The following is a 21,355-nucleotide window of genomic DNA, read 5'->3' on the forward strand; positions in this document are numbered from 1 at the left end:
GAACTCGTCAGGCCCACCACAGGTGTTCGCGGTTGGCGGCGACGAGCCGGGCCGCCAACTCCTCGGCGACCGAGAGCTGCCCGATGAGGGGATGCGCCAGCAGGGCCGTCGCGACCCGGTCGACCCCACCGTGCAGGGCCGCTTCCAGGGCCAGTTCCTCGTACGCCGTCACATGGGCGATCAGTCCGGCGAACAGCGGCTCTACGGCCGTGACGGGCAAGGGAGTTGCGCCCTGGGCGTCGATGCGGGCCGGGACCTCGATGACGGCGTCGTCGGGGAGGAAGGGCAGGGTGCCGTTGTTGCGGACGTTGGCCACGCGCACGTCACCGGTGTCGGCGGTGAGGGCGTGCACCAACTGCACGGCGGCCTCGGAGTAGTGGGCGCCGCCGCGCCTGTCGAGCAGGGCGGGCTTCTCCGTCAGGGTCGGGTCGGCGTACATCTTCAGCAAGTCGCGCTCCATGCCCGCGACTTGTTCGGCTCGGGAGGGTTCGGTGAGCTGTTCACGCAGGACCTCGTCGTGGGCGTAGTAGTAGCGCAGGTAGTAGGAGGGCACGACGCCCAGCCTGCGGACGACGTCCAGCGGCATGCGCAGCCGGTCGGCGAGGGCCCGGCCGTGTTCGTCGAGGAGGCGCGGCAGGACGTCGACGCCGTCGAGCCGTACCGCCCGTTCCCAGGTCAGGTGGTTGAGGCCGACGTGGTCGAGGGTGACGCGCTCGTGGTCGACGCCGAGCCAGTCGGCGAAGGTGCGCTGGAAGCCGATGGCGACATTGCACAGGCCGACTGCCTTGTGTCCGGCGTCGAGGAGGGCGCGGGTGACGATGCCGACGGGGTTGGTGAAGTCGACGATCCAGGCGTTCGGCGCGCGCCGGGCGACCCGCTCGGCGAGGTCGAGGACGACCGGCACGGTGCGCAGCGCCTTGGCCAACCCCCCTGCCCCGGTGGTCTCCTGGCCGATGCAGCCGCATGCGTGCGGGAGGGTCTCGTCGACGTGCCGGGCGGCCTGGCCGCCGATGCGGAGCTGGAGGAGGACGGCGTCGGTGCCGTCGATGCCGGCGTCCGGGTCGGCGGTCATGGTGACCTTCGCGGGACTGCCCTGGCGGGCCAGGATGCGGCGCGCGAACCCGGCGACGACCGCGAGCCGCTCCGGATCGGGGTCGACCAGGGCGATCTCGGTGACGGGCAGGCCCAACCGGGCGAAACCGTCGACCAGTTCGGGGGTGTACGTGGATCCGCCGCCGATCACGGTGATCTTCAACCTTTGACTCCTGGCGGACACGGACATCCAACCTCCGGCGAATTCGCTTACCACTTATTGACCAGTGGGCACATGCTGGGGCACCATTCAGAGGCTGTCAAGCAGGCATTTCCGAAGCAACCGGCAAACATGAAGACCACTGGGAATGACCACTGGTAAGGAAAGTTGGTAGGAATGGTCAGCGGTGAGAGCCGTTGGGAGAAGCGGGAGCGCATCCGCACCCACCTCCTCGATCTGATCGAGGAGACCGGGACCGGCCGCCCCCTCCCGGGCGAACGGCAGTTGTGCGAGAGGCTCGGCGTCTCGCGCCCCACCCTGCGCGCGGTCGTCGACGACTTCGTCCGGGACGGTCTGCTGGTGCGGGAGCACGGGCGCGGTGTCTTCGTCGCCCGCGCCAAGGTCGCCCAGCACCTCGGGCAGCCGCAGGGCCTGGGCGTCGGCGGTGTGGACGGCACCTGGGCGAGCCGCACCCTCGACTTCAAGACCATCGCCGCCGGACCCCGGATCGGCCGCCGGCTGGGCATCGCGCCCAGCGAGCAGATCCTGCGGGTCACCCGGCTGCGGACGGTGGACGGCGACCCGATGAGTGTGGAGACCCTGCACGTCCCGCACGCGCTGGTCCCGGGGCTGACCGCCCGCGACCTGGAGACCGACTCCTTCTACCGGCTGCTGGGCCGGCGCTACGAGATCCTGCTGACCGACGCCGCGCAGAGCATCGAACCGACCGTGGTCGACGAGTGGGAGGCCGAACTCCTCGGCGTCTCCGTGCACACCCCCGCCCTGCTCTTCGAACGGGCGGCCAGGGACGCGACGGGCCGGGTCGTCGAGTTCACCCGCTCCGTCTACCGCGGTGACCGCTACCGCATCTTCACCAGGCTGTCGCTGGCGGCCGAACCGGACGGCGGACGCGTCGTCGACGGCTCCTGGTCGGCGGCCACCACCGTCCCCGGCGCCGACACTCTGGTCTTCGACCCCTATTGGACCAACTAGCCACTCCTGTAAGCGAGTTCACCGCGCCGGCTCGTCGGCCGACGCGGCGGTCCCGCACGCCCCGCCCCACGTGAACATCCCCACGTAAACATCCCCACCTGAACCTCCCCACCCGAACGTCCCCATCCGAAAGGACCGCTCATGTTCCGCCATGCTCTGACCGTGAGCGGCGTCGTGGCCTGCACGGTCACCACGCTGCTCGCCTGTACGGCCTCGGTCCCGGCCGGCGACTCCACGTCCGCCACCTCGGGCGTCCAACTCCAGACCTGGCTCTACCCCGGGTCCACCGGCGACTCCACCTGCACCGCCAAGAGCGAGTACGCCGACAACAGGGTGAGGACCGGCGCCCTCAACCCCGAGTACTGGTCGGTGGGCAGCAACGGCGCGGTCACTCTGGAGACCACCGCGAACGGCACCTGCAACACCTACAGCGCGGCCAACGTCGCCGACCTCAAGGCGCACTCCGCGTACCAGTACCCGACGCTCTCCGGCATGACCACCGCCGACGTCCACGCCCTGGTCAGCACCAACGCCAAGCGGACGGCGGCCGTCACCAAGGTCACCTCCCTGGTCGGCGACGCCGGGCTCAGCGGTGTCGACGTCGACCTGGAGGACTACTGGTCCTGGAGCACCGCCGACTTCACCAACTACAGGACGTTCCTGGGGCAGTTGGCGACCGCGCTACACGCGAAGGGCAAGCGCCTCCAGGTCGACGCTCCCGCGATGACGGAGGACGCCTCGTTCTACGACTACGCGGCCGTGGCCGCCACCGGTGTCGACGACGTGGTGATCATGGCGTACGACGAGGAGTTCGACACCGCGTCCGGCGCCCGCTGCCTGCCCATCAGCCCCTACGCCTGGCTGAAGAAGGTCACCCAGTACGCGCAGAGCAAGATCCCCGACCCGAGCCGTCTGATCATCGGCGTGCCCTCCTACGGCTACAGCGCGCCCGACCCGTGCGACCTCGACTCGGTGACGGGCAACATCCAGTTCAGCGACATGAAGAAGAGCCCCGGCTTCTCCAGCGACCCGGCGACCGTGGAGAGCCGCCGGGACGCCTCCTCCGGCGAGATCCGCTGGACCTCCGGCGGTGTCCTCTACGACTACGTCGACAGCGTCTCCATGGACCGCAAGCTCGCGGTCCTGAAGGGCCTCGGCGTCACCAAGGTCTCGGTGTGGTCGCTGGGCGGCGGGAACCCCTGGTTCTCCAACTGACCTGAACACGGCGACGGGGCGTTCCCGGACCGGGCCCGCGAGCGCCCCGAACTCCCCTCAGGCGACCGGGGTGTTGAGGACGTGATCGCGGGACGCCCCGACCTCGGCGCGCAGGGCGGGCAGGTCCACGTCGAGCACGTGACCGTCCCACTTGCGGGGCTGCCCGTCCACGAACACGGCGGTGATGTTGCGGGCGTCGGTGCCCGACACCAGGGTGCCGATCGGGTCGTTGAGCGGCATGTTGTTGAGGTCCTCGGCCTGGACGACCAGCAGGTCGGCCTTCTTGCCGGGGGTGAGCGAACCGGTGACGTCACCGAGGCCGCTGGTCCGGGCGCCCTGGAGGGTGGCGAAGTCGAGGACGTCGTGCGTGGTGATGCGGGAGAGCTCCCCGCCGGTGCCGTGGGCGGCGTTGACCGCGCGCATCCGCTGGATCGCGAGCAGCGCCCGCATCTGGGTGAACAGGTCGCTGGCGAGGGCGACTTCGACATCGATGCTCAGTCCGGGGCGGATGCCGACGGCGAGGGCCTCGTCCACCGCGGGGATCGCCGTCTCCAGGCCGATCTGCGCGTCCGAGGTGGGGGCCAGCGCGACCGTCGTACCGGACTCCCCCATCGCCTTCCACGCCTCGGGGGTCAGACCCGTGGCATGGATCAGGGAGACGTCGGGGCCGAGGATGCCGTGCTCGGCCCAGGACAGTACGGCCTTCGACCCGGAGGCGCCGAAGACCGCGTCGACGCTCACACCGACGCCCAAGTCCATTGCGGTGCGGGCGAGTTCGGGGCCGTAGGCGAGGGTGGGTCCGGCGATCTCGTCGGTGGCCAGGGTCGCCAGGCGCAGGGTGAGGAGCTGGTCGTCGCTGCTGAACCAGCGGTCCTTGAGGCGGTTCAGGTCGGCCGGCCACTGGCGGTCCCAGTCGCCGAAGTGCGGGCCCATGGAGGCGTGGACTCCCCGGATGCCGGTGTCCCGGAGCGCTTCGATCGCCGCGTCGGAGTGTTCGCGGGTCCGGGAGTTGTGCGAGAAGTCGAGCATGGTGGTGATGCCGCTGTCGAGCGCGGTGAGCGCCGCGAGTCGGGTGCCGATGTACATGTCCTCGGGCCGGTAGACGGTGGCGTATCCGGCGAGGGTGGTCATCACATAGCCGCCGAGGTCGTCGACGTCGGGCATGATCCGGCGCAACTGCGCCTCCCAGGCGTGCCGGTGGGTGTCCACGAGACCGGGCGCCAGGATCGTGCCGGACGCGTCGACGACCACCGCGCCGTCCGCCGCCAGGTCCGGCCCGATCGCGGCGATGCGGTCGCCCTCGACGAGCAAGTCGCCCTGGAGGGTGCCCAGTTCGGGGTCCATCGTGACGATGGTGGCGCCGGTGAAGAGGATGCGCCTGGCGGGGTCGGCGGACTGGCGGCGGAGCTGGGCGAGAGTGTCGTGGGTGTTCATGAAAAGGGCCTTTCAAGTGGGTTGAGAAGGTGCCAAGTTGGCTTCGCGTGCGGGATGTGGGGTTCAGGGCCTGCCCAAGCTGACTCAGGGCCTGCCCAGGCGGACTTCCTCCCCGTCGAGGACCTCCTTCACGGACCGCAGGACGATGTCGTCGATACGGCCGCTGTCGCGCAGGGCGGTGAGGGTGTCTCGTTTGACCTGGAGCAGGGCGAGTCGGAGGCTGCGGACGCTCTCGCGGCGGTGCGCGGAGCCGGGCGCGGGGGCCGTGCGGTCCTCGATGTCCTGGACCATGCGCGCGGTGTCCTCCTCGGGCACCCCGAACCGCTCGGCCAGTTCCGGCAGGGCGTCGAGCGCGGCGCTGCTCAACCGGCAGCGGGCGAGGGTGAGTTCGGCGCTCTTGTCCTCGTCGGCCGGGAAGCGGGCCCGGCGGACCACGGTCGGCAAGGTGGGGCCCAGCAGGGTGAGGGTGACGACGATGACCACCGCGGTGAGGAACACGACGGCGTCGCGCTGCTCGACCACCCGCCCCTCGGCGGTCGTCGCGGGTACGGTCAGCGCGGCGGCCGGCGAGATCGCGCCGCGCATCCCCGCCCAGGCCGGCGGCAGCCGCTGCGGAGCGGTGATCCGGCGGTCCCGCTGCTGGGGGCGCCGGTCCAGGAGCCGTACGAGACAGGGCATCGAGTAGAACCAGAGCAGCCGGGTGCCGAGTACCGCGACACTCACGGCGAGGGCGGCGACCGTCGCTCGCAGGAGCGACACGGACGTCAACGCCCATACTGCGGAGGGGAGTTGCATGCCGACGAGGACGAACAGGGCGCCGTTGAGCACATAGCCGGCCACCTCCCAGACGGCGACGGCCTGGATCCGGGCCTCGGAGCCGATGACACGCGGCCCGAACCAGGCGGACACCAGACCGCACACGACGACCGCCAACACCGGAGACATGCAGGAGTTCGGCGGGGAGGTAGGCGAGGAAGGGCGTCGCCACGCTCAGCACGCTGTGCAGCAGTGGCTCCGGCAGTCGGCGCCTCACCGGGATCAGCAGCAGGGGCGACCGCGGCCCCGATCGCGATGCCGTCGGCGTACGCCGCGACGAAGGCCAGTGCCGTGCCGGACCAGGAGAAGGGGTTCTCGTCGGTGACGACGTCGACGGTCACGGCCAGCAGGACCAGCGCGGTGCCGTCGTTGAGGAGGCTCTCGGTTCGCAGCACGGTGAGGATGCGGCGCGGCATGGCCTTGGCGACGGCCGTCGCGTCCGTCGGGGCGAGAACGGCACCGAGGACGAAGGCGATCGGCCAGCCGTAGCCCAGCGCGTGGGCCACGACGGCGACCGCGACGGCGGTGGCGAGGACAAGACCGGTGGACTGGAGCGCGATGCTGCGGACGTTGTCGCGGATCTCCCGCACCGAGGAGGTGAGCGCCTCCCAGTACAGCAGCGCGGACAGGAAGAGGAACAGGACGACGTCCGGGGACAGGGCGAACGACGAGAAGGACGGCGTCAGCCCCACGAGGGTGCCCGCGGCGAGCAGCAGCAGCGGCTCGCTCAGACCCGTGCGCCGCGACAGCCGGCCCATCAGCAGGACGGCGGCCGCTACGACGACGATCAGTTCCAGGCTGTCCATGGCCGTACCGGGTTACGCGCGGTACAGGACGAGGTGCTCGTGATGGAGCACGCCGTCGCGGACGTCACCGGTGGCGGTGAAGCCGGTGTCGTCGATGTAGTCGATGTGGTTGCCGGTGACGGTGTAGCTGCCGGTGTAGGCGCTCCGCCGGTTGCCGCGAGCCTCGTCGTAGCGGCCGTCGGGCAGGAGTTCCTGCCGGATGTGGCCGTCGGCGGTGACCCACATGCCGACGAAGGGGTGCGGTGTCGCGTTCGTGTTCATGGCTCCACCGTCGCGGTCCCGCACGGGGGTAACCAGGCCACGCCTCTCCTGGGTGTCCGGCACCCACCCTCAGTGGACCGGTCCTACGACGGAGGCGTCGAAGGCGTGGGTCACCTCGGCGCTCGTGCCGGGCAGGAGCAGGGCGCGGGCCTTGTCCTCGAAGCCGCGATCGGTGGTGGTGAGGCGGTGGTGGTGCTGGGCGAGGTGCTCGGCCCAGGAGCCGACGAGGTAGTTCTCGATGAACCGGCCGGGTTCGTTGCCGTCCTGGTAGAGACCCCAGGTCAGCGCGCCGGTCCGGCGCCGGGAGCGGGCGACGTTGTCCATAGCGTCGATGAACTCGGCGCTGTCGTCCGGGGCGACGCGCTAGACGACCGAGACCAGCACCGGGCTGTCGGAGGGGCCGGGCACGAACACCAGGGGCGGGGTGGGCCAGTGGTCGGAGAGCGTGGGATCGATGCCTTCCATGCCGTAGAGGCGCCATCGGTGGAGGCTGAGCGCGCTCAGGAGCATGACGGCGGTGCCGATGAGGAGGGCGGTGGTCAGGCCCAGCCATGTTGGTCCTCGGGAGCGAGGATCGGGCCCTTGGCGAGCGTGGAGTAGAGCAGCCCGGCGGCGGGCGCGGCGAGCAGCACACCGGTGGGGTTGCCCGCGAAGTCGCGGACGATCTCGCCGCCGGGCGGGTTCGGCGAGTCCCGCGTGAAGCCGACGGCCTCCAGCGCGGCCCGGTTGAGGATCGCCGACTGGTACAAGTGCAGGACGAACACGGGGGTGTCGGGGGCGGCGGCGTTCAACTCGGAGACGGTCGGCAGCCGCTTCTCCGCGAACTGCTCCCCGGTCCAGCCCCCAACTACCCGCACCCACTGCCCCGTTGGTGTCCGCTCGGCCTGCTCCCGCAGCATCCGCAGCGCGGTGCGCAACGACCGTACTCCGTCCCAGCGCAGCTCCAGCAGATAGTTCAACCCGCCCCGGATGACGTGCAGATGGGAGTCGTTGAGCCCGGGGATCACCCGTCGGCCGAGCGCGTCCACGACCCGGGTGGCCGGGCCGATGTGCGGGGCGACTGTCGCGTCATCTCCTACTGCGCTGAAGACGCCATCGGTGATGGCGACGGCGGACGCCGCCGGGCGGGCCGGGTCACCGGTGTGGATGCGGGCGTTGCGGACGACGAGTTGGGCCGGGTGTTCGACTCCGTCGTGGGGGCGTAGGCCGGCCACGGGCATGGTGCTGCCCTCGGGCGCGGTGCTGCTGGTCACGTCGGCTCCTGAGGTCGGTCGGCTGGTGGCGTTTCGACGCTAGGTTTGCGACGATGGATCGGTCCAACACATGGATCTGGATGTATCGATCGCCAAAAGAGCTGAATCTACTGGATCGATTGGATCGGCTGGATGGGCTGAACCAAGGGACGGGCGCGGCATGGACCTGAGGCATCTGAAGTACTTCCTCGCCGTCGCCGAGACCCGTAACTTCACCCAGGCGGCGGCCAGTTGCTATGTCGCCCAGTCCGCGCTGAGCCAGCAGATCGCCCGGCTGGAGAAGGACGTCGGCGCCCAGCTCTTCAGCCGCACCAGCCGTTCCGTACGGCTGACGGCCGCCGGGGAACTCCTCGAACCGCTGGCCCGCCGCATACTCGCCGACGTCGACAACGCCCGGGCGGCGCTCGACGCCCTGTCCGGACTGCGGCGCGGGCGGCTGCGGCTCGGCCTGGTCCAGACGCGGGCCTCCTCCGTCGACCTGGTCGAGGTGATGGCCGACTACCACGCCCGCTACCCGGGCATCGACTTCCATGTGACCAACGCGCCCAGCGCGGAGATGGCCGCGTCGGTCCTGGCCGGGGATCTCGACATCGCGGTCGTCGGCCTCGGTCCGCGCCAAGTCCCGGACGGGCTGGACCACTTGGTGCTGGCCGTCGATCCGCTGGTGCTGATCGTGCCCGCCGGTCACGCCCTGGCCGACCACGACACCGTCGACCTCGCCGATCTGCCGGAGAGCCACCAGCTCATCCAGTTCACGCAGGGCAGCGGGCTGCGCCGCCAGGTGGAGGCCGCCTTCGCCCGCGCCGGGGTGGAACCCGGCCAGCACTTCCAGGTCGGCCAGATCCACGACATGATCCGGCTGGCCGCGCGGGGCATCGGCGTGACGGTCGTCCCCCGGTCGTCCGTGTTCGACGACTCCGTCGCGGACCCGGGTCCCCGCACCGCGCTGCCGTACGGGGCCCGCGCGCTGCGGATCGCGGACGAGGCGGCGGTGCACACCATCTGCGCGGTCCACGACAGCAAGCGGCTGGCGCCGGCTGCCGCCGCGTTCCTCGACGTGGTGGAGCGACACACGGTCCGGAACGGGAGCGATCGATCGGCATGACAGATCGCTGCGTCCGCATCCATATGTTGGACTGAACGCCTCCATGGGGCGAGGCTCGTCAACGAAGCCGGATCTCCAGCGAATGGGAGCAATGCCATGCCTGCCGCACTGCACGACGCGTGGGCCACAGTCGTCCCCGACATGAAGGACCGGCACGGCCCGCTCCCTCCGCTCATGCTCGCGCTGACGGTGGTGACCGGGCTCGTGGACGCCTTCAGCTATCTCGTCCTGGGCCATGTCTTCGTCGCCAACATGACCGGCAACGTCGTCTTCTCCGGCTTCGCGATCGCCGGCGCGGCGGGCTTCTCGCTGGCGGCCTCCCTCGCGGCACTGGCCGCGTTCGCGACGGGCGCCCTGCTCGGCGGACGGCTCGCGCACGGAGCCGGCGCCCACCGCGGCCGGGTCCTGCACCTGGCGCTGCTGCTGGAGACGACCCTGGTCCTGGCCGCGTACGTGGTCGCCCAGGTCACCGACACCGCGCACGTCGGCACGGCCGTCCAGTACACCCTGATCGCCCTCCTCGGCCTCGCGATGGGCGTGCAGAACGCCACCGCCCGTGCCCTGGCCGTGCCCGACCTGACGACGACCGTGCTGACCCTCACCATCACCGGGGTCGCCGCGGACAGCCGCCTCGCGGGCGGCAAGGGCAGCAAGATCGGCCGCCGGGTGCTCTCGGCCGCGGCGATGTTCGCGGGCGGTCTGGCCGGTGCCGTCGCGGTCGAGCACGGCGGCCGGGCGCTGCCCCTGCTGTTCGCCGCGCTGCTGCTGGTGGCGGCCTCCGGCACCGCGTTCGTCCTGACCCGCTCCGACGCCTCGTGGACGAAGCCGCTGTGAACGGCACCCGCCGCACACTGCACTCCGCCCTCCTCGAACTCGCCCTGACCGCAGTGATGTTGTTCGTCGTGGCCACCACGGTCCGCTGGCTGCCGGGCACCGTCGACCCGGCGTCCGGCGGCTGGTGGAACACCCCGGAGGGCCGCCTGCTCGCGGTGGCCCCGCTCTCCGGCTACACGGTCACCGCCGTCATGCTCTCCCCCTGGGGCCGGGTGACCGGCGGCCACATCAACCCGGCGATCACCCTCGCGATGTGGCGCTACGGCCGTACACCGGGCCGCGATGTCGCACCGTTCATCGCGGGTCAAGTGATCGGATCGCTGCTCGGCGTCGCGGCCGGACGCCTCGTCTGGGGGCCGGTGTTCGCCTCCCCTGCCGTGGACTTCGCCGTCATCCGCCCTGCTCCCGGCTGGAGTTGGGCCGCCGTCGCCGTGATCGAGACCGCCACGATGTTCGTCATCGTCGCCGTCGCCGGAATCGGCGTCTCCAGCCGCAGGCTCGGCCCGTTCACTCCCTGGGCGGTCGGCACGATGATCGCCGCGCAGATCCTCGCGTTCGGCACCCTGTCCGGCGGAATCGCCAACCCCGCCCGGGAGTTCGGCCCGGCGGTGTTCTCCGGGAGTCCGACCCTCCTGCCGGTCTGTCTGCTCGCACCGGCGCTGGGCGCGCTCGCGGCGACGGTCGTGATCAACCGGCTCAACTCCCTTCTCCGCACGGCCACTTCGGTACCGGCCGCGAAGGAACCGGCGTCGGCTTCCCGGCCGTAGCCGAAGCTCCCGCCGCGCTCTTCCCCGGGGGCGGCCGCACGGCCACAATGGACGCCCGGTGTCGGCGCGTTCGCGCCCTGGGAGGTCCCGTATGGCGTCGCAACCCGTGCCTCGGCCGAAGGGCGGCCCGGTGGACCGTCGGCCCGGGGCGCTTCCGGTGCCGGGACGCGCGGCGGGGCGGGACGCTCCCGTGCACGACGCCGCGACGCTCGGGTTCGTCGACCGGCCCGGACGCGACTACTGGTGGCGGCAGTTGAGCGAGGCGGTCCGGGACCGGATGGTCACCAGGGTCGGTCCGATCGTCGAGTGGTGGGCGTACTGCCACCGCACGGACGACGAGCGGCCGTACGCGGTGGTGTTCGGCGAGCGAGGACTCGCCGTGACCACACCCACCCTCAACGACCTTGGCGCGCCTGCCCAGTTGCTCACGGTCGTGCCGTTCGTGCCGTCCTCGTTGCGGCACGCGGTGGTGGTGCGGAAGCCGACCCGCCTGCGCCCCGGTCGTCCCGCGTCGGCGGGTGGCGACGCCCCGCAGCCGTACGGCGAGGAACTGCCGTTGCCCGCACGCCTGCGCGGAGTCCTCGGCAATCTGCCCGCGGAGGCGCAGGCGCGGTTGCAGTGGCCGTTCGTCAACGGCGACGAGTTCGACCGGGGCGACTTCTTCTACTCGGGGGACGACGACGAGTTGGACATCTGGTGCTACCTGGCCGGACGCCGGTGGGTGACCTTCGTGTCCGGGCACGGCTCGGGTCTGTCCGGTCCCGCGCACCGCGCCTCGTGGCGGCTGGTCTGCCGACAGGCCGAGGTCGCGGCACGGTGACCGCGGCCGACGAACCGGACTTCTACGTGCTGCTCGGCGTCCCGGCCGATGCCACCAGGGCCGAGATCGTGCGCGCGTTCCGCCGCAGCGCGCTGAGCCACCACCCTGACCGCGGCGGCGACGCGGACGCCTTCCGAGGCCTGCGCCAGGCCTACGAGACGCTGTCCGACCCGGTGCGACGGAAGGCGTACGACCGTCGGCGCACGTCGGCGTCGTGTGGTGCGCCCGTCGCCGATGCCGAACCGCCGCCGGCGGCCGACCCCTTCGAGTGGACCTCCGGTGCCGGGCCGCGCACGGGTGCCGGCTCGGGCAACCTGCGTGACCAGGGGGTACAGGCCGGCTCCTTCGCGGTGCACGACCCGGACCGTTCCTGGCGGCGGGACGACCGGTTCGCCTGGTGGAAGCCCGTCGAGGAACCGGGGCGGAAGCGACGCCGACGCTGACCCGCTTCGGTCACCGACACTCCGTCGCCACGATCCCGGAGCCCTCCCCCTTCGCCGGTACGAACAGCATCTGCCCCACCTCGAGACCCGTTCTCTTCCCCATGTCGTTGCGTTCCTGCAAGTCCGCGACGGTCGTGCCGTACTCGCAGGCGAGGGCGGACAGCGTGTCGCCGCGTGCGACGAAATGGATGCGGAAATTGAGGGAGGGCGTCGGCCGCAGGATCGGCCCGGTGATGTTCGGCGCGGGCAGCGACACGGTGAAGTGCGGTGTCGGCAGGAGAGCCGTGGGGAGGGGCCACGGCGAGTACCGCGAGACGGCCGCCCTCGGCAGCCCGGCCTGTGAGTAGGGCTGGTCGGAGCCGGAGCCGAGCAGGGCGGTCACCCACACCGCGCCCGCCACGGCCACGGCGACGGCGGTCACCCTGGCGACCTTGCGTTGCCGCGCGAGTTCTTCGACGACCAGGTCCGGCGCGCTCCTCGTACTCCGCCGAGGCGTGGTCCGGCCGGCCGGTGCGGCCACGGTACGCAGGGCCAGGACGACGGGCGCCTCGAAGTCCAGGCCGAGGCGCGCGAGTTCGGCGCGCAGGGCCGGCACCGCCGCCTTGTCGCGTGCGGCGGCCGCGACCAGATCGTCCAGGCGCCCGCGCGGATCCCGTGGGCAGTCCAAGAGGTAGCCCTGGGTCCAACTGAGCACCCAGCGCGCGCGGCCCGCGCCGGCCAGCGCCTGCCCGGTCAGCGCGTACAGGGCCTCGGTGAGCTGCTCCTCGGGCTCGGGCGCGTCGGTGAGACGGCGTACGAGCGCTGTCTGCTCTCCGCGTTCCAGCAGGCCGAGAACGGTGCCGAGCGTGGGGCGCGCGGTCGTACGGGGGTCGCTCGCCGCGTCCAGCAGGAGGCTCGCGAGTTCGATGGCGAACGCCTCGGCGGCCAGGTCGGCCCACTCCGCCCGGGGCAATGCCGTGGCCGAGCGCCCGGCTTCGCCGAGCATCTTGCGCTGCACCCGGGGCACCGGTGACGGGTCGCCGATCAGCGGGACCTCGTCCTCGACGGTCCTGGGAGGTGTGGTGGGCCGTGCCTCGATCAGTGCCAGCCGCCGGGCCAGCGACGGATGGGAGTCCAGCGCGGAACGGCCCGCCTCGACGGGGTTCGCGCGCAGGTCGGCCATCCGCCTGCGGACCAGCGGGTCGCCCGTCATGGCGGCGAACGCCTCGAACATGTCCTCGGGCACGAACCCGAGCCGCTGCACGGGCCGTAGGTACCGGCTCTCGAACCCGGCCCAGGTGATGCCGAGCGCATGGACGGCGCGCAGCGCCTGGGCGGTCACCTCCGGACCGACCATGGCGACCGCCTCCGCGTCCGCCTCCAGCTCCTGGCGTCGGCGCACCGCCAGCGTCAGGCGCATGTACACCCAGGCGTAGACGCCGATCGCCGCCTGGAACAGCCACGCGTACCCGAACCGGGCCTCGTCCGACCGCGCGGTCATCCGCAGCCGGAACAGGGTGGAGCGCAGCGACGCGGCCCCTCGGTAGGTGATCGCGCCGAACCGGGTGTGCCGGCCCGCGTAGTGGCCGAGTTCATGGCAGAGCACGGCCCGCAGTTCCGCGGGCTTCAGCCAGAGCAGCAGGGGCACGCCCAGGTTCATGGTCCGTTCCCCGACCGCGAAGCCGAGCAGCCGGGCGTCCTCCGACACCGACGCGTTGGCCTCCGACGTCAGGAGGATCCGGCCGGGCGGCCGGGTGCCCAACTGCCCGGCCAGATCCTCGACCAGCCGCCACAGGCCGGGCGCGTCGGCGCGGCGCAGGGTGACCGCGTCGGGTGGGGGCTCCTCCGTGCGGCTCACCGTGGCCATCCCGTACAGCAGGGCGGCGGCCCCGGGGATGCTGCCGGCCAGGGCGAGCGACCAGTTGCCGGCCTGCGACGGGCGTTCGACCATCCCGTGCAGCATGAGGACGACGAGTGCCGCGTCGGCCGCGAGGAGGGTGAAGGACACGACGTAGAACCCGGCGAGCATCCCCACGGCGAACAGCCCGCGTAACCACCCCACCACCGTGCTCACCGGCTCTCCCCCTGTCTGCGGGCCAGCGCCGCCCGCGCCCTGGCGAGCCGCTCCGGATCCTCCTCGACGGCCGCGCGCAGCCATGCCTGCGTGTCGCGCAGGGCGATGACGACGGGGTCCCGGCCGAGGCGGATCCAGCTCGGACGAGCCGTCTGCGGGCTGTTCGTGAACGGATCGTGCCTGCTCGTGTCGTCCGCGGCCATGTCCAGCGCCTCCGTGAGCGTTCGGCGCGCCTTGGACACGTTCGCGGCGACACCGCCGCGCGTCATCCGCAGCGTCTTGGCGATCTCGATCTGGGACCAGCCGTGCAGACAGAACAGCACCATGGTGACGCGCTGTCGTGGCGGCAGAGCGGCCAGCAGCCGGAGCACCTCGCGGGCCTCCGCGCTCTGTTCGGGGCTCGCCCGGACCGGCACGGGCACATCGGGGACCCGGTCCTGGCCCGTTCTGCGCCTGCGGTGCGTCTTCCACAGCCGCTGGACCGCGACCCGGTACGCCCACGCCTCGGGCAGCTCGTACCCGGCGATCCGGTCCCAGGCCCGATAGGCCTCAAGGAACGCCTCCTGGGTGACGTCCTCGGCGTCCTCCCGACTGCCGCAGAGCATGATCACCTGCGCCAGCACCCGTCCGTACGCCCCGGCGAAGAAGTCCTCGAACTCCCTTTGCCCCACGGCCTGTTCCTGTCCCGCGCTCACCGCTGATCCACCCCGGCCGGCGCTACGACCGCTGCCGTTCGCGCGTTCAGCGTGTCCCCGTCGGCACGTGTGACCTCGACCGTGCCCCCGGGCCCGGCCGCCCGCACGACCGTGGCCAGCGCGTGCGCCCACGCACGCTCCCGCACCGGCTGCGTCCACAGCAACGCCAGCGCGTACACCAGCCGTGCGCACACCGGCACCACGACCACCACCACAGGTTCGACAACCATTTCAGGGTCCCTCCACAGGATCACAGCAGTGACACCCTGATACAGCCGCCCGTGCCCAACTGGTTTACCCGGGACCGCGATTGGGCTGATCCTCACGGGTTTCCCTGGCGTGCTCCGGGATCACGAACGAGGGCCGGCCGAAGAACACGAGAGAAAGCTGAGCCACGAGCCCGAGGAGAAAGACGATCAGCCCCGCGGCCGCGACCCCCGACGCGACCGGGCTCCTCGCACCCGGGCTCCCCGCCGCCGGCAGCCAGGCGCCGCCGAGGAAAAGGAGCGTCAAGCCGCTCAGGCACACGGAGTTGAGCACGGAACCGCTTTCCAGCCTCCGCTGCCCCTTCTCGCCAAGATGCCGCCAGAGGGGCCCCGGCGACGTGCGCACCGTGGGGTCGCGCCAATACCTGACCGCTCGCATCCAGGAGCGGGCGGAGAACGCGGCGAAAGCGACGGCACCGGTGAGAGCGGTCCAGGACGTCATGGCAGGAACGACCTTCCCCTGTCCGAAGCGATGTTGTTCGCCATGGTGCTGGTGACAGAACCTACCGCCACTTCCCCACCCCCTTCCGTGACACGGAAGCGCTATTGCGGCCCCGCACCCCCCTTCCGGACGATGACGCCATCACCCACCGACGGGAGCCGCAACGATGCCGCACATGACCGCCTTCGCCAGGAACCAGTGGTATGTCGCCGCCTACAGCCACGAGGTCGGCCGTGACCTGCTCGGCCGGACGATCCTCGGCGAGCCCCTCGTCTTCTACCGCACCGAGGACGACGGCACCGCCGTGGCACTGCACGACCGGTGTGTGCACCGGCGGTTCCCGCTCTCCGAGAGCCGGCTCGACGGCGACCGGGTCGTCTGCGGCTACCACGGCTTCACCTACGACACGACCGGCACCTGCGTGTACGTGCCGGGCCAGAAACGCATCCCCCGCACCGCCCGCGTCGCCTCCTACCCCGTGGTCGAGCAGGACGCGCTGGTCTGGGTGTGGATCGGCGACCCGGCACTCGCGGACCCGCAGGTCATCCCCCGCGCCCCGCACCTCGCCTCCCCCGACTGGGTCACCGTCAGCGGCATGGAACCGATCGACGCCGACTACGGCCTCCTCGTCGACAACCTCCTCGACCTCTCCCACGAGACCTACCTGCACGGCGGCTACATCGGCTCCCCCGAGGTCGCCGAGACACCGATCACCACGGAGGTCGACGAGGGCGCCGGCGTCGTCCGGGTGAGCCGGCACATGGGCGACGCCGCGTGCCCGCCGTTCTACGCCAAGTCCACAGGAATACAGGGGCGGATCACCCGCTGGCAGGACATCGAGTACCACGCGCCCTGCCTCTACCTCCTGCACAGCCGGATCGCCCCGGTCGGCGTCCTCCCCGAGGAGGACGGCAGCGACCCGAACGGCTTCCACACCGAGATCACCTACGCCATCACGCCCTCCTCGGACGGCAAGGTGTACGACTTCTGGGCGGTCTCGCGCGACTGGGCCACGGACGACGCCGAGGTCACCGAGTTCCTGCGGAGCAACAACCACACCGTCGTGATGCAGGACGTGGACGCGCTCAACCTCCTTCAGAAGACGCTGGGTTCGGAGCGCGCCGGCTATCAGGAGCTGAGCATCAACATCGACACCGGTGGTCTCGCCGCCCGCCGGATCCTCGCCCGGCTGGTCGAGGAGGGCGCCAAGCCCGTGGAGAAGGTCCAGTGACCGCTCCGACCGGCGAGGTCTACCGCATCGACTGGCTGCCGGGGACCGACATCCTGCACGGCACCTGTCACTGCGGCCGCGAGCACACGTCGCAGGACCCGATCGAGATGTGGGAGTGGATGCTCGCCCACCCCCGCGGCCACTCGGTCGACGATCCGCAGGGAGCCGGCACATGACCACCTACGAGGCCGAACTCGTCGTAGCGGAAAGGGAGTTCGCAGCCGACGGCGTCCTCGCCCTCACCCTGCGCCACCCGCTCGGCGATCAACTCCCCGCCTGGGAACCGGGCGCCCACATCGACGTCGTGCTCGGCCCCGACCTGGAGCGCCAGTACTCGCTGTGCGGCGACCCGGCCGACCGTGCAGCATGGCGGATCGCAGTGCTGCGGGAATCGGACGGGCGGGGCGGATCGGCGTATGTGCACGGGCAGTTGGGGCTGGGCGACAAGGTGCGGGTGCGCGGGCCGCGCAACCACTTCCGGCTGGAGCCCGCCCCCCGCTACCGCTTCGTCGCGGGCGGCATCGGCATCACCCCCCTCCTGCCGATGCTGGCCGCGGCGGAGGCGTCGGGCGCGCGGTGGACCCTCCTCTACGGCGGCCGCACCCGCAACTCACTCGCGTTCACGGAGGAGTTGAGCCGCTACGGCGACCGTGTCACCCTCGCCCCGCAGGACGAGGTCGGACTGCTCGACCTGCCGTCGGTGCTGGACGACGTACCAGAAGGGACCCTGGTCTACTGCTGCGGTCCCGGGCCGCTGCTCGACGCGGTCGAGGCACGCTGTCCCGGCGGGATCCTGCGGGTGGAGCGGTTCCAGCCGAAGGCCCAAGTGGCGGGCGCCGACAGCGAGTTCGAGGTGGTGCTGGAGCGGAGCGGCAGGACGGTCACCGTCCCGGTGGGCGTGTCCGTGCTCGACACCGTGCGCGCCGCCGGTGTCGAGGTGCTGTTCTCCTGCACCGAGGGCACCTGCGGGACCTGCGAGACCGAAGTCCTCGAAGGCACCCCGGACCACCGCGACTCGGTGCTGAGCGAGGACGAACGCGCGGCCGGCGAGACAATGCTCATCTGCGTCTCGCGCTGCCTGGGAAAGCGGCTCGTCCTGGATCTGTGAGGACGCGGGCCGGATCTGTGACGACACCGCACAACACGCCAAGAGCACACTTCGGCAACTGTCAACAATATTGTGAGCACTAGGCATTGACCTGGCCGCGACGGGGCCCTACGTTCCCGCTCAACACCCATTGAGCACCACTGTGCGATCTGCGCACAGCCTGTCGGAACACCGTCGTCTGCACAGGAGTTGCCATGCGTCGTCTGCTCGTCGGCCTCGCGGCCGGAACAGTGCTGGTCGCCGCGTCGGCCTGCGGTTCGTCCGGCAACGGAGCGTCGGATCAGAACAGCTCGTCCACCGGCACCACCACGGTCAAGGTGGGGGTCATCCCCATCGTCGATGTCGCCCCGCTCTATCTCGGCCAGAAGGAGGGCATCTTCAGCAAGCACGGCCTGAAACTGTCGATGACGCTCGCCCAGGGCGGCGCGGCCATCGTGCCGGGGGTGGTCAGCGGCCAGTTCCAGTTCGGCTTCTCCAACATGACCTCCCTCATGCTCGCCCAGTCCAACGACGTCCCCGTGAAGGCCATCGCCAACGGTGTGGCCTCAACGGGCGTGTCCGGCAAGGACTTCGGCGCCCTCGTCGTCAAGAAAGGCAGCACCCTGAAGTCGGCGAAGGAGCTGGAGGGCAAGAAGGTCGCGGTCAACACGCTGAAGAACATCAACGAGACGGCCGTACGCGAATCCGTCCGCAAGGCCGGCGGCGACCCGGACAAGGTCAAGTTCGTCGAGCTGGCCTTCGACCAGATGCCGGCCGCGCTCGACAAGGGCCAGATCGACGCGGCGATGGCCGTCGAACCCGCACTCACCACGATGCTCGACCAGGGCGCCCAGCAGATCGCCTGGCCGCTGGTCGACGTGGCGCCGAACCTCACCGTCGCCATGTACTTCACCTCGACGGCATACGCGACGAAGAACCCGGACGTGGTCAAGAAGTTCCAGGAGGCCACCGCCGAGTCCCTCGCCTACGCGGACGCCCACCCGGACGAGGTCCGCCAGATCGTCGCGACCTACACCAAGGTCCCGGCCAGCGTGCTGACCAAGGTGATCCTGCCCAAGTGGCCCGCCGACGCGAACCGTTCGTCGATCGAGGCGCTGGAGAAGCTGAGCGAGACCGACGGCCTCTTCAAGAAGACCCCCGACCTGAACACGCTGCTTCCGTGAAGGGACTGAACACCGCACTCGGTGCGGCCGGACTCGCGGCCTTCCTCGCCCTCGGCGAGGTCGTGCCGCGCGTCGGCATCGTCAAGGAGGCGTACTTCCCGCCGACCAGCCGGATCGCGTCGGCGTTCTGGGACGAACTCACGGACGCCGCCTTCTGGTCGGCGCTCGGCGACACCCTCACCGGCTGGGCCCTCGGCCTCGCTATCGCGGTCGGCGCGGGCATCGTCGCAGGCGTCCTGCTCTCGGTCGTCCCCCACCTCCGCGAGGTGACCGCCTCGACGATCGAGTTCCTCCGCCCGATCCCCTCGGTCGCCCTCATCCCCCTCGCGGTGCTGTTGTACGGCACCGAACTCAAGTCGGTGCTCCTGCTCGTCGTCTACGCCTCCTTCTGGCAGATCCTGATCCAGGTCCTCTACGGCGTCCAGGACGTCGACCCGGTCGCCGAGGAGACGGCACGGTCCTACGGTCTCGGCACCTGGGCCCGGGTGCGGCACGTGCTGTGGCCGAGCGCGCTGCCGTACGTCATGACGGGCGTACGACTGGCCGCGGCCGTCGCACTGATCCTCACCATCACGGCCGAACTGGTCATCGGCGCACCGGGGTTGGGCGCGACCATCGCGGTCGCCCAGTCCTCGCAGGCCGTGCCCGAGATGTACGCGCTGATCGTGGTGACCGGTCTGCTGGGGCTGCTCATCAACGTGGGCGCGCGCACGGTGGAGCGGCGGGCGCTGGCCTGGCACCAGTCGGTGCGCGGGGAGGTGGCGGTATGAGGCGGGCGCTGACCCGGCTGCTGTTCGCCCTCGCGCTGCCGGCCGTCCTGGTCGCCGTGTGGTGGCTGGCGTCGGACGGCAGCACCAACGTGTACTGGCCGCCGCTGCGCACGATCCTGAAGACCTTCCCCGACGTGTGGACCGGCGACCGCCTCAAGGCCGACGTCCTGCCCAGCGTGCTGCGGCTCGCGGCGGGTTACGCCACGGCGGCCGTCGTCGGCGTCGCGCTCGGCACGGTGATCGGCTCCTACCGGCGGGTGCGCGCGGTGTGCGAACCGGTCCTGGAGTTCCTGCGGGCCGTACCGCCACCGGTGTTGGTCCCGGTCATCATGCTGTTCGCGGGCATCGGCGACACGATGAAGATCGTGGTCATCGCGAGCGGCTGCGTCTGGCCCGTCCTCCTCAACACCGTCGAGGGCGTCCGCGCGGTCGACCCGGTCATGAAGGAGACGGTCCTCTCCTACGGCGTCACGGGCGCCGCCCGGCTGCGCACGCTGGTGCTGCCGGCGGCGAGCCCGCAGATCTTCGCGGGGCTGCGGCAGGCGCTGTCCATCGGGATCATCCTCATGGTCATCAGCGAGATGTTCGCGGCCACCGACGGACTGGGCTTCACCGTCGTCCAGTTCCAACGCAGCTTCGCCATCCCCGACATGTGGACCGGCATCCTCGTCCTGGGCATGCTGGGATTCCTGCTCTCCGTCGTCTTCCAGATGGTCGAGCGGCGGGTGCTGGGCTGGTACCACGGCCTGCGCGCGGCCGCCCGCCGGTCCTCCTGAACATCGCGAAAGGGCGGTCCATGCACGCGCAACTCGACGTATCCGGCCTGAACAAGGTCTACGAGGGTTCCGGTCGCCGGGTGGAGGCGGTACGGGACCTCACCTTCACCGTCGACGCGGGCGAACTCGTGTGTCTCGTCGGCCCGTCGGGCTGCGGCAAGACCACCCTGCTGAAGTGCATGGGCGGACTGCTCACCCCGACCGCGGGCGAAGTCCGCCTGGGCGGACGGAAGGTGGACGGTCCGCCGCCCGGGATGGCGTTCGTGTTCCAGGAGTACGGGCGCAGCCTCTTCCCCTGGATGCGGGTCGGCGAGAACGTCGAACTGCCCCTGAAGCAGAAGGACTTGAGCAAGGCGCGCAGGCGTGAGCTGGTCGCGGACGCGCTGGAGTCGGTCGGGCTGACGGAGGCCGCGGGGGCGTATCCGTGGCAGTTGTCCGGCGGTATGCAGCAGCGGGTCGCGATCGCGCGGGCGCTGGCGTACGAGCCCGAGGTCCTGCTGATGGACGAGCCGTTCGCGGCGGTCGACGCGCAGACCCGGGCCGATCTGGAGGACCTGGTACGGGGGTTGTGGCGGGAGCGCGGCATCACGATCCTGTTCGTGACGCACGACATCGACGAGGCCGTCTACTTGGGCGAGCGCGTGGTCGTGCTGTCCGCGTCCCCGACCGTCGTGCAGGAGCAGCTGAAGGTCGATCTGCCCCTGGAGCGCGACCAGTTGCACACCCGGGTCGCCCCGCGCTTCGCCGAACTGCGGACCCACGTCTACGAGCAGATCCAGGCGGCGAAGCGCGGAACACTCCCGGTTCAGGACCGCCTCATGAAGTCGGACACGCCTCCACTTCACTGAACAC

At 71.0% G+C, this 21,355-nt stretch carries 23 protein-coding genes and 2 pseudogenes; 14 read left to right on the forward strand and 11 right to left on the reverse strand.

Annotated elements, in window-relative coordinates:
- Positions 1 to 7 precede the first annotated feature (7 nt).
- Positions 8 to 1,255: a 6-phospho-beta-glucosidase gene (locus JHN63_RS05165; RefSeq protein ID WP_200677481.1), complete on the reverse strand. Its 1,248-nt coding sequence runs from the start codon at positions 1,253 to 1,255 to the stop codon at positions 8 to 10.
- Positions 1,256 to 1,429: 174 nt separating this feature from the next.
- Between JHN63_RS05165 and JHN63_RS05170 the strand changes: the two genes are divergently transcribed.
- Together JHN63_RS05170 and JHN63_RS05175 are read left to right on the forward strand one after the other, a co-directional pair.
- On the forward strand, positions 1,430 to 2,245 hold the full coding sequence (locus tag JHN63_RS05170) for a GntR family transcriptional regulator (protein ID WP_200677482.1): 816 nt from the start codon (positions 1,430 to 1,432) through the stop codon (positions 2,243 to 2,245).
- 141 nt (positions 2,246 to 2,386) lie between these two features.
- Positions 2,387 to 3,460, forward strand: a complete 1,074-nt coding sequence (locus JHN63_RS05175) for a glycosyl hydrolase family 18 protein (RefSeq protein WP_200677483.1) — start codon at positions 2,387 to 2,389, stop codon at positions 3,458 to 3,460.
- Positions 3,461 to 3,517: 57 nt separating this feature from the next.
- On the opposite strand, the gene JHN63_RS05180 is transcribed toward JHN63_RS05175, so the two are convergent.
- From JHN63_RS05180 to JHN63_RS05200, 6 genes and pseudogenes are all read right to left on the reverse strand, one after another.
- Positions 3,518 to 4,894, reverse strand: a complete 1,377-nt coding sequence (locus JHN63_RS05180; protein WP_200677484.1) for an amidohydrolase family protein — start codon at positions 4,892 to 4,894, stop codon at positions 3,518 to 3,520.
- Positions 4,895 to 5,658: 764 nt separating this feature from the next.
- On the reverse strand, positions 5,659 to 6,516 hold the full coding sequence (locus tag JHN63_RS52430; protein WP_234476163.1) for a cation:proton antiporter: 858 nt from the start codon (positions 6,514 to 6,516) through the stop codon (positions 5,659 to 5,661).
- 12 nt (positions 6,517 to 6,528) lie between these two features.
- Positions 6,529 to 6,777: an Atu4866 domain-containing protein gene (locus JHN63_RS05190; RefSeq protein ID WP_200677485.1), complete on the reverse strand. Its 249-nt coding sequence runs from the start codon at positions 6,775 to 6,777 to the stop codon at positions 6,529 to 6,531.
- 69 nt (positions 6,778 to 6,846) lie between these two features.
- Positions 6,847 to 7,125 (reverse strand): annotated as a pseudogene (locus JHN63_RS52435) (MFS transporter); the annotation flags it as partial.
- A 15-nt stretch (positions 7,126 to 7,140) separates the two neighbouring features.
- Positions 7,141 to 7,287: an MFS transporter gene (locus JHN63_RS52440; protein WP_234476165.1), complete on the reverse strand. Its 147-nt coding sequence runs from the start codon at positions 7,285 to 7,287 to the stop codon at positions 7,141 to 7,143.
- A gap of 44 nt (positions 7,288 to 7,331) precedes the next feature.
- Positions 7,332 to 7,997 (reverse strand): annotated as a pseudogene (locus tag JHN63_RS05200) (amidohydrolase family protein); the annotation flags it as partial.
- Positions 7,998 to 8,190: 193 nt separating this feature from the next.
- On the opposite strand from JHN63_RS05200, the gene JHN63_RS05205 reads away from it, so the two are divergent.
- The 5 genes from JHN63_RS05205 (at position 8,191) to JHN63_RS05225 (ending at position 11,999) form a co-directional block, all read left to right on the forward strand.
- A complete protein-coding gene (locus JHN63_RS05205; RefSeq protein ID WP_200677486.1) occupies positions 8,191 to 9,135 on the forward strand; it encodes a LysR family transcriptional regulator in 945 nt (314 codons plus the stop codon).
- Positions 9,136 to 9,231: 96 nt separating this feature from the next.
- Positions 9,232 to 9,969: a YoaK family protein gene (locus JHN63_RS05210; protein WP_200677487.1), complete on the forward strand. Its 738-nt coding sequence runs from the start codon at positions 9,232 to 9,234 to the stop codon at positions 9,967 to 9,969.
- Complete coding sequence (locus JHN63_RS05215; RefSeq protein ID WP_307781820.1) at positions 9,951 to 10,736, forward strand: aquaporin; 786 nt, start codon at positions 9,951 to 9,953, stop codon at positions 10,734 to 10,736. The genes JHN63_RS05210 and JHN63_RS05215 overlap by 19 nt, the downstream gene beginning before the upstream one ends.
- 91 nt (positions 10,737 to 10,827) lie before the next feature.
- Positions 10,828 to 11,556 (forward strand): hypothetical protein, encoded by a 729-nt coding sequence (locus tag JHN63_RS05220; protein WP_234476166.1) that lies wholly within the window; start codon positions 10,828 to 10,830, stop codon positions 11,554 to 11,556.
- Entirely contained in the window at positions 11,553 to 11,999 is a 447-nt protein-coding gene (locus JHN63_RS05225; protein WP_200677488.1) for a J domain-containing protein, read from the forward strand. The genes JHN63_RS05220 and JHN63_RS05225 overlap by 4 nt, the downstream gene beginning before the upstream one ends.
- A 10-nt stretch (positions 12,000 to 12,009) precedes the next feature.
- On the opposite strand, the gene JHN63_RS05230 is transcribed toward JHN63_RS05225, so the two are convergent.
- The 4 genes from JHN63_RS05230 to JHN63_RS05245 form a co-directional block, all read right to left on the reverse strand.
- Positions 12,010 to 14,052 carry a M48 family metalloprotease gene (locus JHN63_RS05230; protein ID WP_200677489.1) on the reverse strand — a complete coding sequence of 681 codons (2,043 nt, stop codon included), beginning with the start codon at positions 14,050 to 14,052 and terminating at the stop codon, positions 12,010 to 12,012.
- Positions 14,049 to 14,747 (reverse strand): RNA polymerase sigma factor, encoded by a 699-nt coding sequence (locus tag JHN63_RS05235; RefSeq protein ID WP_200677490.1) that lies wholly within the window; start codon positions 14,745 to 14,747, stop codon positions 14,049 to 14,051. Before JHN63_RS05235 ends, JHN63_RS05230 begins: the two co-directional genes overlap by 4 nt.
- A complete protein-coding gene (locus JHN63_RS05240; protein ID WP_200677491.1) occupies positions 14,744 to 14,977 on the reverse strand; it encodes a hypothetical protein in 234 nt (77 codons plus the stop codon). The genes JHN63_RS05235 and JHN63_RS05240 overlap by 4 nt, the downstream gene beginning before the upstream one ends.
- Before the next feature lie 64 nt (positions 14,978 to 15,041).
- Entirely contained in the window at positions 15,042 to 15,455 is a 414-nt protein-coding gene (locus JHN63_RS05245; RefSeq protein WP_200677492.1) for a hypothetical protein, read from the reverse strand.
- Between the two features lie 166 nt (positions 15,456 to 15,621).
- On the opposite strand from JHN63_RS05245, the gene JHN63_RS05250 reads away from it, so the two are divergent.
- The 7 genes from JHN63_RS05250 (at position 15,622) to JHN63_RS05280 (ending at position 21,351) form a co-directional block, all read left to right on the forward strand.
- Entirely contained in the window at positions 15,622 to 16,686 is a 1,065-nt protein-coding gene (locus tag JHN63_RS05250; protein ID WP_200677493.1) for an aromatic ring-hydroxylating dioxygenase subunit alpha, read from the forward strand.
- Entirely contained in the window at positions 16,683 to 16,862 is a 180-nt protein-coding gene (locus JHN63_RS05255) for a hypothetical protein (RefSeq protein ID WP_200677494.1), read from the forward strand. The genes JHN63_RS05250 and JHN63_RS05255 overlap by 4 nt, the downstream gene beginning before the upstream one ends.
- Complete coding sequence (locus tag JHN63_RS05260) at positions 16,859 to 17,794, forward strand: PDR/VanB family oxidoreductase (RefSeq protein WP_200677495.1); 936 nt, start codon at positions 16,859 to 16,861, stop codon at positions 17,792 to 17,794. The genes JHN63_RS05255 and JHN63_RS05260 overlap by 4 nt, the downstream gene beginning before the upstream one ends.
- Positions 17,795 to 17,988: 194 nt before the next feature.
- Positions 17,989 to 18,957 carry an ABC transporter substrate-binding protein gene (locus JHN63_RS05265; RefSeq protein WP_200677496.1) on the forward strand — a complete coding sequence of 323 codons (969 nt, stop codon included), beginning with the start codon at positions 17,989 to 17,991 and terminating at the stop codon, positions 18,955 to 18,957.
- Positions 18,954 to 19,727: an ABC transporter permease gene (locus JHN63_RS05270; protein ID WP_200677497.1), complete on the forward strand. Its 774-nt coding sequence runs from the start codon at positions 18,954 to 18,956 to the stop codon at positions 19,725 to 19,727. The genes JHN63_RS05265 and JHN63_RS05270 overlap by 4 nt, the downstream gene beginning before the upstream one ends.
- Positions 19,724 to 20,503, forward strand: a complete 780-nt coding sequence (locus tag JHN63_RS05275) for an ABC transporter permease (protein ID WP_200677498.1) — start codon at positions 19,724 to 19,726, stop codon at positions 20,501 to 20,503. The genes JHN63_RS05270 and JHN63_RS05275 overlap by 4 nt, the downstream gene beginning before the upstream one ends.
- A 20-nt stretch (positions 20,504 to 20,523) precedes the next feature.
- A complete protein-coding gene (locus JHN63_RS05280) occupies positions 20,524 to 21,351 on the forward strand; it encodes an ABC transporter ATP-binding protein (protein ID WP_200677499.1) in 828 nt (275 codons plus the stop codon).
- Positions 21,352 to 21,355 lie beyond the last annotated feature (4 nt).

Source organism: Streptomyces sp. MBT65, assembly GCF_016612545.1.
Lineage (GTDB): Bacteria > Actinomycetota > Actinomycetes > Streptomycetales > Streptomycetaceae > Streptomyces.